The sequence below is a fragment of the Allobosea sp. GW821-FHT12C12 genome (genome assembly GCF_058807355.1).
The window spans coordinates 1-13,232 of sequence record NZ_JBXAQP010000028.1; the positions used below are offsets into that span (position 1 = coordinate 1).

At 61.5% G+C, this 13,232-nt stretch carries 10 protein-coding genes, 1 pseudogene and 1 other annotated feature; of the genes and pseudogenes, 4 read left to right on the top strand and 7 right to left on the bottom strand.

The window, feature by feature from the left end:
• Window positions 1-90: 90 nt before the first annotated feature.
• A complete protein-coding gene (locus tag AC1RRW_RS22090; protein ID WP_492903850.1) occupies window positions 91-420 on the bottom strand; it encodes a transposase family protein in 330 nt (109 codons plus the stop codon).
• Window positions 421-571: 151 nt separating this feature from the next.
• Here AC1RRW_RS22090 and AC1RRW_RS22095 point away from each other — a divergent pair, with 151 nt between their 5' ends.
• From AC1RRW_RS22095 to AC1RRW_RS22105, 3 genes are all read left to right on the top strand, one after another.
• Window positions 572-1,081, top strand: coding sequence for a flavin reductase family protein (locus tag AC1RRW_RS22095; RefSeq protein ID WP_492903851.1), 510 nt, complete (start codon window positions 572-574; stop codon window positions 1,079-1,081).
• Window positions 1,082-1,127: 46 nt separating this feature from the next.
• Entirely contained in the window at window positions 1,128-2,219 is a 1,092-nt protein-coding gene (locus AC1RRW_RS22100; RefSeq protein ID WP_492903853.1) for an LLM class flavin-dependent oxidoreductase, read from the top strand.
• 105 nt (window positions 2,220-2,324) lie between these two features.
• Window positions 2,325-2,744, top strand: a complete 420-nt coding sequence (locus tag AC1RRW_RS22105; RefSeq protein ID WP_492903855.1) for a RidA family protein — start codon at window positions 2,325-2,327, stop codon at window positions 2,742-2,744.
• 50 nt (window positions 2,745-2,794) lie between these two features.
• Here AC1RRW_RS22105 and AC1RRW_RS22110 read toward each other — a convergent pair.
• The 6 genes and pseudogenes from AC1RRW_RS22110 to AC1RRW_RS22135 form a co-directional block, all read right to left on the bottom strand.
• Window positions 2,795-3,831 (bottom strand): annotated as a pseudogene (locus AC1RRW_RS22110) (IS3 family transposase); the annotation flags it as partial.
• Window positions 3,626-3,760: a sequence feature (AL1L pseudoknot), on the bottom strand. It overlaps the preceding pseudogene by 135 nt.
• Before the next feature lie 107 nt (window positions 3,832-3,938).
• On the bottom strand, window positions 3,939-5,024 hold the full coding sequence (locus AC1RRW_RS22115) for an alpha/beta hydrolase (RefSeq protein WP_492903857.1): 1,086 nt from the start codon (window positions 5,022-5,024) through the stop codon (window positions 3,939-3,941).
• Window positions 5,025-5,185: 161 nt separating this feature from the next.
• Window positions 5,186-8,266, bottom strand: coding sequence for an efflux RND transporter permease subunit (locus AC1RRW_RS22120; RefSeq protein WP_492903859.1), 3,081 nt, complete (start codon window positions 8,264-8,266; stop codon window positions 5,186-5,188).
• Entirely contained in the window at window positions 8,263-9,417 is a 1,155-nt protein-coding gene (locus AC1RRW_RS22125; RefSeq protein WP_492903861.1) for an efflux RND transporter periplasmic adaptor subunit, read from the bottom strand. Before AC1RRW_RS22125 ends, AC1RRW_RS22120 begins: the two co-directional genes overlap by 4 nt.
• Before the next feature lie 174 nt (window positions 9,418-9,591).
• On the bottom strand, window positions 9,592-10,812 hold the full coding sequence (locus AC1RRW_RS22130) for a sensor histidine kinase (RefSeq protein WP_492903863.1): 1,221 nt from the start codon (window positions 10,810-10,812) through the stop codon (window positions 9,592-9,594).
• Window positions 10,809-11,534 (bottom strand): response regulator, encoded by a 726-nt coding sequence (locus AC1RRW_RS22135; protein ID WP_492903866.1) that lies wholly within the window; start codon window positions 11,532-11,534, stop codon window positions 10,809-10,811. The genes AC1RRW_RS22130 and AC1RRW_RS22135 overlap by 4 nt, the downstream gene beginning before the upstream one ends.
• 365 nt (window positions 11,535-11,899) lie before the next feature.
• Between AC1RRW_RS22135 and AC1RRW_RS22140 the strand changes: the two genes are divergently transcribed.
• Entirely contained in the window at window positions 11,900-12,892 is a 993-nt protein-coding gene (locus AC1RRW_RS22140; RefSeq protein WP_492903865.1) for a DUF3313 domain-containing protein, read from the top strand.
• Window positions 12,893-13,232: the final 340 nt, after the last annotated feature.

The window sequence follows — 13,232 nt, forward strand, 5'->3', positions numbered from 1 at the left end:
CTCCAGAAAGCCGACCACCCATGAATCACGCAAACCACGCCGCGGGAATCCCAAAAACGCCAAATGTCCTAAAAATCCGCCAAAGTAGTGCTAGACCGACCGCGCCAGCCGCAGGCTCGCCGCCCAGGACTGGAACATCGCCGAGAACAGGCCCGGATCGATCCGGTTCAGCAGAATGCGAAGCCAGCGCGAGCCGGGAATGCCGTGATGATACGGCAGGAACCGCCGCAGGAAGGGCGGGTTGTCCTTGCCCCATTCGACGATCGCGTCGAAATCGTCACAGGCCCCGATCGTCCCACAAACCACCCGGAACAGCACTTCCGGCAGAGGATGGGCCACCCGCCAAGCCTCCCGATCGTGGTCCAGAAGCGCAAAATGATCCAGCAAAACCCGCAGCCGCGGACGATCGCCAAGCTCCATGGCGCCTCCTCAAGCGTCCACCCCTTGAATCTCATTCACCTCCTCAACGCCGCTGCCCCGTTAACCCGAGTCCAGAGCCGTGGATCAAGTCCGGCGTCGCATTGACAGATTGTATATAATCTGCATAGCTTGACCCAGAAAGGGAAGAGCCATGGCCGCGCAGGAATTCATGATCGAGCACTTTCGGCAGTCCATGAGGCGACTGGCGTCGACCGTTTGCGTGATTTCCTGCAAGCATGCCGGGCGTCGGTACGGTATCACCGTGACGTCGGTCACGCCGCTGAGCATGTCGCCAGTGTCGATACTGGTCTGTATTAATCACAATGCGTCGGTCAGCGTTCCGCTCAAAAGCGCGCGGCAGTACTGTATCAATGTGCTGCGCACATCGCAGGCGCACGTCTCCAACTCGTTCAGCGGCAGCCAGTTGGCGGAGACCCGTTTCGACATCGGCGAATGGAAGGAAAGGCGCGGAATTCCCTATCTGGAAGACGCGCAGGCCAATCTGTTCTGCTCGCTGGATGACACGATTTCCTACGCTACGCACGACATCGTCATCGGCCGGATCGACGCGATCGACTTCGCCTCCGATGTCTCGCCGCTCGTTTATCAGAACGGCGCCTACGCGCTCACCTCACCCATCGCATTCCAGAAGGCGAGATAGGTCCAAACCCTTCCGCTCGATGGCGACAAAGAAATTGGAGAAGTAGATGGAGCTCGGTCTGTTCAATTTGATGACGCTTCGCGATCATCCCGATGGGGCGCATGGCGTGATGCGCGACACTCGCAAAATGGTGGAAACCGCCGAAGAGCTCGGTTTCGATATCGCATGGTTTGCCGAACATCACTTCGCAAACTATTCGAGTTCGCCGTCACCCTTGATGATGTGTTCCTATGCCGCCGGCTGGACACGCTCGATAAAGCTCGGCCCGGGCGTTATCGTATTGCCGCTCTACGATCCGCTCCGCGTCGCGCAGGAGATCGCGGTGGCAGACACGCAGACGGAAGGCCGTCTCGTCATCGGCTTGGGCACGGGATACCAGCAGTACGAATTCGACAGATACAAGGTTCCTCTGGAGGAGCGCGCCGAGGTGTTTCTGGAATACTGGGAGGTCGTGGAAGGGGCGCTGCTACGCGGAGAGGTCGATTATAACGGCAAATATATATCCTTGCCCAAAACCAATTTCGCGATCAGCACCTTCCAGAAGCCCTTACCGCGTATTTTTCTGACATCCACGCACCCGAAATTGCTCGACCGTCTCAAGGCCAGGAATGCGACGCCTTTTTTGGCGGCGAGCACCCTTGGATCTCCTGTGCTCTATAAGATGGTCGAAGGGCTACACGGCGCATGGCGCTCGATTGGAGAGGATCCGGCCGACAAGGGTCTCGCGATCATGCAGTATGTCGCCATCACGGACAGCCGCAGCGAGGCGCTCGATGTGGCCGAGCGTGGACGTTACGTCGGGCGGATGGCGCATCATCTGCGCAAGGCGTCGCTTCCGCTGGACGAGCGGGGCTACATTCGCAACGAGGCTTTCGAGGGAGAGTACACGCTCGACGAATATGCCGACAAAATGGTGGTCGGCGATCCGCACACAGTGGCGGAAAAGATCGTTGCGGACGTCAAGCGCCTCAACCCGACCAACTACACATGCAACTTCTCATTCGGCTGTATGCCGATTGAAAAAGCTCATCGGTCGATCACACGCTTCAAAAGCGAGGTGGTGCCTCTCGTCGAGAAGGAAGTCGGGCCCATCAAGAACATCGGCGTCAAACTGGAAGCGATGAAAGAGGCGAGCTGATTTCTGCTGCAGCAGATCGGCACGTTATCTCACGCGCGATGCACGCCCATTCATCCCGTCACGTTATCCGCGGCGAAGTGCGTGACCTGTCGTTTGGAGACGAAAATGGAACTTACGAAGCTGAAATCCGGAAGCATTCTCGAGGAGAAGGAAGGTTACTCGCGCATCGTTCAACTCGACAACTGGATATTCGTGTCGCTCACCGCGGGCCGTGATTACAAGACGCGCGCGATGCCGGACACTGCAGTCGAGCAGGCGAAGCAAGCGCTGAAGAACGTCGAGGGCGCGCTGGCCTCGGTTGGCAGCAGCCTCGCGGACGTTGTCCGCCGTCGCATCTTCATCCCCCGCCAGGAAGATGTCCCTGCCGTCATGGCCTTCCTGGGAGACAGGTTCCGCGGGATCGACCCTGCGAGCTGCGTGAGTTGCGGGCCTCTCGGCGGCAGCGAATATCTGTTCGAGATCGAGATCACCGCCTACAAGGGGGCGAGCCAGCTCCCGACCAGGAACCTGATGATCCAGCTTTAGTGTTTAGGGCTTGAACCGCCCCTGGTTTTTCGGAGGCCATTTCGTTTGAGTCACGCGGCCATGGCGGCCGGCGCGAGCGCGGCATAGTAGGCGGCCTCGGCTTCGGCGGGCGGGATGTTGCCGATGGGTTCAAGGAGCCGTCGGTTGTTGAACCAGTCGACCCACTCCAGCGTGGCGTACTCGACCGCCTCATAGGAGCGCCAGGGGCCGCGGCGGTGGATGACTTCGGCCTTGTAGAGGCCGTTGATGGTTTCGGCCAGGGCGTTGTCCATAGCTGTCGCCGCCGCTGCCGACGGACGGCTCGATCCCGGCCTGGGCCAGGCGCTCCGCGTACTTGATCGACACGTATTGCGAGCCGCGGTCGGAGTGATGCGCCAGGCCGCCGCGATGTTGCGGGCGCCGCTCGTGCAAGGCCTGCTCCAGGGCGTCGAGGACGAAGCTGGCGTGGGCGGCGCGGCTGACGCGCCAGCCGACGATCCGCCGGGCGCAGGCGTCGATGACGAAGGCCACGTAGACAAACCCGGCCCAGGTGGCGACGTAGGTGAAATCCGACAGCCACAGCCGGTCGGGCGCTGGGGCGTGGAACTGGCGATTAACGTGGTCGAGCGGACAGGGCGAGGCCTTGTCGCTGATCGTGGTGCGCACCGGCTTGCTCCGGATCACCCCTTGCAAGCCAGGCTCGCCCATCAGCCGCGCCACCGTGCAGCGGGCGACCTCGAAGCCCTCCCGCCGCATCTGCCGCCAGACCTCGCGCACGCCATAGACGGCGAAGTTCTCGGCGAAGACGCGGACGATCTGCGGCTTCAGCGTCTGGTCCCGCCGCGCCCTGCCGACTGCCGGGCCGGATCACGTCGCTGGGCCAGTCGCGCGTGGTAGGTGGACGGGGCGATCGGCAGGACCTTGCAGATCGGCAGGGCCTTGCAGATCGGCTCGACCTCTTAGGCCCCTCGGTGATCGTCGATGAAGGCGATCATCCCTTGAACGGGCGGTCGAGCTCCGCCTGGGCGAAATAAGCCGAAGCCTTGCGCAGGATCTCGTTGGCCTGGCGCAGCTCGCGGTTTTCCCGCTCCAGCGCCTTCATATTCTCGGCTGATCGCAGATGGTGTGGCCCGGCATTTTCGGCCGCTGGAGGCCAAGAGGCCGCGATGAACGCACGTCTTTCGACCTGGCGAGCGGAGGCATGCGTCGGGCTTGCTACCGCGCCACATTGTTATCGTGTGTCGTCACCGTCGGGACTAGGCCGCCCATGGTCGTGATCGAGCCGAGGATGGCTCCGACGACTGGGCGTGCCCCCGGCTCCAAGTTGAGGATCGCCGTGCCGAATTTGGCCAGCGATGCATATCGATCGTGCCCGAATCCATCGCCGGGCTCGACCAAATTGATATCGATGATGCGCAGATATCCCGTCCTGGCGAGCGCGGTCAGCGATGGGTCGTCGATCGCCAGTTGCCCGATCCGCCGGCGCTCTCCCGCCAGCAAGCTGGACACCACGAGCGCCTTGTCGTTCTGAGCTATGAGCAGCGTTATGGGTCTTGGCAGGGGGCCGATTTCCGAAAGCTGGGACTGGAATACGTCCGCGTCGATATCTGCGGATGCGAGAACGACCTCCAGTTTGGCCAGTATCTCGGTTCGGCCTTCGAGTTTGAGCTCCCTGATAGCTTCCATGACCAGGAAGCCTCCAAGGCTGTGTCCGAACACGATGATGTTCTTCATCCGCTTGTCCGCGGAGAGGTCCTTCAGAAGTTGCGTCAGCGCCTGCCGTAACGACAGGACGGCGTCACGGTCGGTGATGTAGCCGACCATGGAAGCGACTGACGGCCATGAGAAAAGAATGGGGGAGTTGGCGATCTTCGCGTCGGCGGCAATCTGGGCGGTTCGGAACAGCGCTTCCTGGAAATTGTGGTTGTAGCCGTTCACGAATATGCCGCTGGAGCCGTCGAAGCTGCGAGAACTCACGACCTCGGACAGCATCTGCGCTTTCGACAGGGCGCGCCGACCGGTGACGATGTAATGCCGGAGTGGATCGGGTTTTCCCGAGGAATAGGAGATCCTTATGCTGGATCTGTCGGGAGGTATGGAGAAATCGAAGATGTCGTACGACGTCGAGTCGGACCGCTTGCTTCCCGGCGCGAGCAGACTGGACTCTTTTTGCCGATTGGTCGCGGATATGATCTGAACCGACTGCGTGGCCTGGCTCGCAAGCGAGGGGACGGGCACCAAGACATCGGCATTGGGTCGTTGGGCGCAACCGGCCAATCCGAACGCCAGGGCGACCAACAAGGGCCGCACGACAAACCCGACAGCCGCTGCCGTCCCTGGGGCTGGCCATGCCGATGGAGTGCGGCGGCGACGTGCCGTGCGCGCCGTCGAACCGGCGGACCCGGAATGGCCGAATCCCTTCGGGACCGGGGCAGATTCAACAAGGTAAGAGCGACCAAGTTTCAGCTCCCCGGAGCCCGTGCCGTTCGGCCGAATGCCGCTCGTATCCGGAATTCGAGGTCGTCCATGATGGTGAAGACCGCCGGGACATAGATCAGGCTCAACGCTGTCGAACTGAGCAGGCCGCCGATCACGGCGATCGCCATGGACGCGCGAAACTCGGCGTCGGCGCCAATTCCGAGAGCGAGAGGTAACATGCCTGCACCCATCGCCGCGGTCGTCATCACGATGGGCCGGGCTCGCTTTTGGGCCGCATCGACGAGTGCCTCGTTGCGTTCCAGCCTTTGCTCGCTGCGTGCCGTAATCGCGTACTCGACGAGCAGAATCGAATTCTTGGCCGCGATGCCCATCAACATGAGAATTCCGATGAGGGCCGGCATGGACAGCGATGTTCCGGTCAAAGCCATCAGACCGAACGCACCGCCCAGAGACAGCGGCAGCGCCGTGAGGATCGTGACCGACTGGAGGACGTTGTTGAAGAGAATCGCCACGATCAGCAGCAGGAGGACGATCCCGGAACCGATGGCGAGCACGAAGCCGCTGAAGAGCTGTTCCATCTGTTCCGCATCGCCCGCCGCCTGACGAGTCACTCCCGCCGGAAGACGCCTGATCGAAGGCAAGGCGGCGACGAGATCCTCGGCCTGGCCGACGCTCATGTCGACGAGTTCGGCCTCGACCGTCGCGCTGCGGCTTCTGTCGAGGCGGTCGATCTGGTTAGGGCCTGCGCCGAGGCCGATCCCGGCGACGGAAGACAGCGGCGCCACTCCGGTCGTCGTCGGCACTTGCAGGCCCCGTATTCGCGACAGATCGTGTCTTGCCGCTTCGTCGAGCATGACGCGGATCGGAATCTGCCGATCCTCGAGATTGAACTTCGGCAGCCTATGATCGGTATCGCCGATCGTCGCGATGTAGACGGTCTTGGCTATGATCTCCGTCGACACGCCCAGCGTCGCGGCCTTGTCTGCCTTGGGCGTGAACTGCAGTTCCGGCCGAGCCAGGCTCGCCGTCGAGCCGGCATTCCGGAACCCCGGCGTCGCCTGCAGATCGCGTACGACGTCCGTGATCGCCTGGGATAGTGCGTCGGCGCCGTCGCTCTTCAACGCGACCTGGATCTTGGCGCCGGAGGCGCCGTCGGCGCCGAAGCGCATCCTGGCGCCAGGCAGGCCCGCGAGTTCCGGCATGACCAACGCTTCGAACTCCCGTTGCGAGAGCATTCTCTCAGCGCGGGGCTTGAGGTTGACGGTGACGGTCGCCTTGCGCACTTCGGCCGACGAAGCCTCACCGCCGACAAGCCCCGCCGTCGTCGGCACGCCCAAGGCCGCGTAGACGGATTGGACTTCCGGCCGCGCCCTCAGAATAGCGATGGCGGTGCCGGCGACCGTATCCGTATCCGCAAGAGTCGCGCCGGGAGACAGTTCGATGGCGAGAACCGATCGCCCCCGGTCGGATGCCGGGATGAAGTCGGTCGGCAACTGGCGTGCCAGGGCCATCGAGGCAGCGAAAAAGACGACACCTGCAAAGGCGGTGAACCAGCGCCGTCGAAGTGTCCAGTCGAGCACTCGAAGATAGGCCGGGATCCAAAACGCCTCGTCGTCCCGGCCGGCATGCGATTTCATCAGGAAGGCGCAGATCAAAGGCGTCAGCATGCGCGCCACGACGAGCGAGAAGAAGACCGATGTCGAGACCGCGATCGCGAATGCCTTGAAGATCTGGCCAGCCATCCCCGGCATGAACCCGACCGGCATGAACACCGCGATGATGGAGAATGTCGTTGCCACGACCGCAAGCCCGATCTCGTCGGCCGCTGCCAGCGATGCTTCATAGGCGCTCTGGCCCGATCGTCGCATGTGCCGGACGATGTTCTCGATCTCGACGATCGCATCATCGACCAGGATGCCGACGACGAGCGCAATGCCGAGCAAGGTGATCTTGTTGAGGGACTGATCGAGGAGGTACATGACGCCGAAGGTCGGCAGGACCGAGAGCGGCAGCGCGACGCTGCTGATCAGCGTGGCCCGCAGATCCTTCAGGAAAATCCAGACGACGATGACGGCAAGCGCGGCGCCGATGATCAGCGCCTCTATCGCTGCCGCGTAACCTTCCAGCACGTCATCGGTCGAGGACATTACCTCGCGAATCGCGACGTCGGGGTGCGCGGCGGCAACTGCGGCTACTCTTTCTCTCGCCGCCCTGGTCACTGCGACCTCGCTGGTACCTGACGAGCGGTAAATGCTGAAGGCGGCCACCTCCCGATCGTCGAAGCGCACGCGCTGGCGCGGTTCAGCCCATGACCGCTCGACGGCGCCCAGTTCCGCCAAAAGCACCGTTCTGCCCCCGCGCAGGATCACGCGCTGTTGCCGCAGCGCCTCGAGGTCGAACGCGCTCCCCAGTGTCCGCACCGCCTGCTCGCCGCCCCCAAGCGCCATTCGGCCGCCCGGCTGGTTGATGTTCTGTGCCTTGAGCTGTTCGGACACTTCGGCGGCCGTTATGCCGAGAGCCATCAGCCGGTCGGGATCGAGCCGCACACGAACTTCCGGATCGACGCCGCCAACCCGGTCGACCCTGGCGACGCTCTTCACGGATAGAACGGCCTTCGCCACGCTGTTATCGATGAACGAGCTCAAGCTGTCTGGCGTCATCCTGGGCGCCTCGACGATAAACGTCAGGATGGGCTGGCCGGTGTCGTCGATACGTTGCACCACTGGCTGCAGCGCGTCCGCGGGCAGTCTCTGCTGAATGGCCGCCATGGCATTGCGAACGTCTTCGGCCGCGCGGTCGACGGCCGTACCGATCGTGAATTCGATGGTCGTTACCGAGAGACCTTCGTTGATCGTAGAGCGGATATGCTCGACATTGCCGAGACCGGAGACGACGTCTTCGACCAGCCGCGTGACCTGTGTCTCCATCTCCGTGGGCGCGGCGCCGGGCCGGCTGACGCTTACGGTCACGACCGGAACGTTGACGTCGGGCATTTCGTTGATGCGTAGCCGCGAAAAACCGACGATGCCCAAAAGAATGAGGCAGAGAAACAGGGCGATCGTCGGCAGAGGCCTGCGAATTGCCCAGGCGGAGATCTCGTTCATTTCGATCCCGCCGCCCGTAACGACGCGATGCGAGCATGAACCCTCTCGCCATCGTTCAGGAGCCCGGCTCCCTCGACGACGATCCTTTCCCCGATCGCCAGACCTTGCTCGATCTCGACCGCCGCATCGGTCATTCGCCCGACCGTCACGGATTTGAGAACCGCCCTGCCTTCGTCATTTACGGCGAAGACTGCCGGTCTCCCCTCACGCCAGACCAGAGCCTTCAACGGGATCGTGAGGGCCGATATGGCGCTGGGGCTGATCTCGACCCGCACGAACATGCCGGGTTTCAGCCGCGTTTCCGGCGGCAAGGCTACACGGACAGTGCCCAGACGGGTTCTGTCGTCGACGATAGGCGCGACCATTCGCACGGTCGCCTGCGAGATGCTCCCCATCGGATCGACGATCCGAACGGTTTGCCCAGGCTCGACCCGGAAGAGATCCGCCTCAGGAACAAACGCATTCACCTCGATGCGTTCGTTCTGGATGAGTCGGAACAGCTCGGTCCCGGCCTGAACGACCTGGCCCAGGGTGGCACTGCGGCTGGCCACGATCGCATTTGCGGGCGCAGTGATCTCCGTCTGCGCCAGCCTGGCTTTCATCTCCTCCAGGCTCGCTCGTGCGGACGCAAGCTTCGCCTTGCTCGATTTGACGAGAGTTTCACGCTGCTCGATCGTCTGCTGGCTGAAAACGCCGCTCGCGGCAACGCGGGACCGATTGGCCTCTGAGGTCGCCTGAGACAGGTTGGCATCCGCTTCGGCAACGGCTGCCATGCTCTGGCTGAGCTGGGCAAGGGCGACGCTGCGGCTGAGGCGCGCCAGAACCTGCCCCTTCTCCACCCTGTCTCCTTCGTCCACATGGATTTCGCTGATCGCGAACCCACCGATCTCCGAACTGATCGGCATCTCACGCCAGGCAGCGACGTTTCCTGTCGCAGAGATCCTGGCAGCGACCTGCTCCTCACGAACGGTATCGACCAGAACCGTGATCGGGATGCTGCGACCCTGACCGTTGTCCGCAGCCGCCGCGGATGGCGAGGTCATGATGAGCGAAAGGAAGCACCAGAGCAGCCCACGGATACGGAGAAGTGCCAGGGTGGTAAGCTCTCGATCGAGCCCAGGAATCGGGCGACGCGAGCGGAGGGCGGTCATCGATGTTCTCCCCATGCGTGGAAAACACCAGATGCATCGGGAAAATCGCGAATCTGCGGTCTCTCATGTCCCGATATTGCTTGGATCGGGAGATTTATGTTGAATCATTGCTGGCGTCAGGCCCGAAGATATTAATGCAGCAGCCTCGTCATATTGGATACGAGCGACGTAGGCTTATGTGACGGACGGCAAGTCGACGATCTGAACCAGACCTCCGCCCGCAGAATTCTCGATCCGGATGTCGCCGCCATATTTGCGGATGATTTCACGGGAGATCGTAAGGCCCAGACCGGCGCCGGGGATGGCTTGGCGCCGGGCTCGATCGGCACGAAAGAAGGGTTCGAACACTTGATCGAGCAGATTTGGCGCGATGCCCGGCCCTTCGTCGGAGATGGTGATCTTTATGGTCGTGCCTCCAGCCACGTTGACGACACATCGTACGCCATGCGTCGCGGCGTTGATCAGGAGATTTCGCAAGGCACGGCTCAATGCTAGACGATCGGCTCTTGCGTAGGTCTCGACGGTATCCAAGACGCCAATCGCAAAATCCTGCTGCCGCAGGTCGTCGACGATGGTCTTGACCAGCTCATCCACCTGGATGACCTCGACGGAGGCTTTCGCGATTTCCTCGTTCACAAGCTGGATCGCGCTGTCGGCGATACGTTCGAGTTCGTCGATATCCTTGAGCCATAAGGCCTGCTCTTCATCATCCGAAACGAATTCCGCGCGCAGCCTCATCCGGGTGAGCGGGGTACGGAAATCGTGGCCGGCCGCGGCGACAAGTCTCATGCGGCTCTCCATGGCCCGCTTCAACCGGAGCGACAGGGAATTGATGGCCGCGGCAGTCACGCGAACCTCGGCCGGCCCGTGTTCAGAGAACACCGCTACGCTGCCGTCCGGGCCGATGGACTCCGCGGCCGCTTCGAGGAGCGCGAGAGGGCGGCTCATGCGATGGGCTGCAAACACGGCGATTGATCCGACGCCGATGGTGATGAATGCCAGCCACTCCCACAAGGCGGGGTCCGACAGGGAATCAATGTCCATCAGGACCCAACTGCCGGGCCCGACGCGTAGCGAGACGGTTCGAAGCTGACTGGATTTCGGATGTTGCGTCACAACGACGTCCAGCCTCGTTCCGAGCTCTGCTGCGGCCGCGCGAAGAAGCTCGGCCGCATCGCCGTCAGGCTCCCCCGCTGCCGGCTGTCGCGAGAGCAGTTCCGATACCGGATTTTGTTTGGCGAGTTGCTCCAGGGTGATGAGCTGCCTCGCGAGCAGACCGGCCTCGATATCCTTCGGCGTCGCAAAGAAATACATCATCGCGAGGGTGATCAAGGCGACCACCGCGACGATAGAGACCACGAGCAGGAGGGCGAACTTCGCGCGAAGGGTGTTCATCCTGCGTTGTCCGGGACACGGACCTTTGCCGCGAGCAGGTAGCCGCCATTGCGGATTGTTCTGAATATCTGGGCGGCGCCGCCGTCCGACAGCTTGCGCCTGAGACGGCTGATCAGGACGTCGATCGAACGGTCGGTGACATCGCCACCGTTTCCCCGGGTCAGATCGAGAAGTTGATTGCGTGACAGCACGCGGCCGGGCCTTTGCAGGAATGTGACCAGCAAGTCGAACTCGGCCCCCGTCAACGGCACGCCCTCGCCCTTCGAGTCGATCAGGGAGCGCGCCGACGGATCGGCGGCGAAACCCTCGAACAGGAAGACGCCAGTAGAACGGGGTTCCTCATGGACATGCGATCCGCGACGAAGCACAGCCCGCATCCGGGCGACAAGCTCGCGCGGATTGAAGGGCTTGCCGAGATAGTCGTCAGCCCCGATCTCGAGTCCGATGATCCGGTCGATATCCTCCTTCAGGGCGGTCAGAAGGATGATCGGTATGTTCGACCTCGCTGCTCGCAAGTCTCTGCAGAGATCCAGTCCCGAGCCATCTGGCAACATGACGTCGAGGATGATCAGATCGATCCGATTGGTCGCAATCTTCTCGCGCACCTCCACGCATTTCGAGGCGACCAGCACCCGGAAACCCTGCTCCTGCATGTAGCGGGCAATCAGTTTACGGATCTCACCGTCGTCATCCACGATAAGAATTTGGGCGTTCGGGTTCATGACCATCACGATCGCGCACAGATTGGCGTCGCTGATGTAGCGCCACGCGGCAGAGCAAGGTAGCCAAATTTTGTGTCGAATGTTGCTGAGCACGCATAGCGCCATGGTCTGCAATAAATCTCGATCCGCTGGAAACGTTCGGTCATCTACGGTCGGATTTTGAACCACGACAGCACGTTAACGAACACCATCGACATGGATCGGGGGTGAAGGTGCGCGTCCTAGCAAGTTTAATACTAACTCTATCCGCTCAAACCAGCCGCCTGGGCCGACGAGCAAACCCGGACGAGCGCCGCCTGCGTTCGCCAGGCTGTATATATCGGGTAAGCCAGCAGGAGCGTCAGGCAGGCGCAGCGACCGTCGCCATGTCTTGCGCCGAGGGGTTGGCTTCTGGCCGCGATATCGCGCTGAGCAGCGAGCCGCGCCCAGGCAAGAATTTCCAGTCGGTGGAGCCGCCCTTCGTGTCGGCGAGCCACTCCTATCTTTCTGGGCGCGGGTCTGATCGAAAGCGCCATGTGAGCGGATTTAATCGCGGGCATCTGATGATGCTGGTGATGGTCGGGTTTCTCCCGGCGTGCGCTTCTACTCCTCTTGTTCAGGGTCTTGAACTCTCATCCTACGAAGGGATGAAGCCCTCTGACGGGCTGATAACGAAGTCACGTCTAAGCGTGCGAAAGGAACAGGTTCTGGCCGCCAGAACGGTCAGGCTTCTTCCGACCGCCTTCGCCCCGACCCTCGGGCCGAAGCTTTCGAGCGAGCAGCGCGCTCTGATCGCGAATGCCGTCAATCGGGCCCTATGCATCAGCGTCAGCGATCGCCTCCAGGTCGTAGCGCCCGATCAGCCTGCGGATTTGACCGTCAAGGCGGCTGTGACTCATGTCACGGAGACGGACGAAATCGCTGCAGGCGTTTCCGCGGCCGTGTCCCTCGGCATGAACTTCGTGGACGTCGGCGCTCCTATCCCGACTCCACGCATCCCGATCGGGCTAGGCAACCTCTCGATGGAGGCCGAGGCCCTGGATCCGCGAGGACGGCAACAAGCGTCCATGATCTGGGGAAGAGGAGCGAATGCGTTCTTCAACTCGCCACGCGCGTCCAAATCGAGCGATGCCTACGACCTGGCAGCAGAGTTCGGCGGCGATTTCGGCCAGATGCTGGTGAAAGGCGAAAGTCCGTTTGACGGCGTCGGAATCGACCTGCCTTCATGGCAGAAGATCAATTCGGCGATCGGGCTCCCCCCTAAATACGCGGCTTGTGAACAGTATGGGCGCGCTCCCGGCATTCGCGGCTTGATCGGAAGCCAGCTTGGACTGCCGCCTGAATGGACCGACGATGGCTCTAAATCACCTCTACAATAGCGGCGCTCCTGCACAAATCGATTCTGTATTCTAGCGTTTCCCAAGCCGAATCGATTTGCAAAGGAATCGTTCCGTGGGCAGTTTTGACAGTTTATGGGCTACATTATTCTTTTACGAATTCATAATTGGCCCTATCGTCGAATGCCGGTTATGTACATCTGCTATGATTATTTTCTGTATATATTTTATTTTTTACGCTATATATCGATCGCAAGGATAATTAATATATTCAATCTATCAGGCTGTTGAAGAAGGTTCTGGTCTGGCCTTGAGGACGAGCTCGTCGCCATTGTGACAGGCGAAGGAGATCCCGATCGCGCCGTCGTCGCGCGGTTCGGCG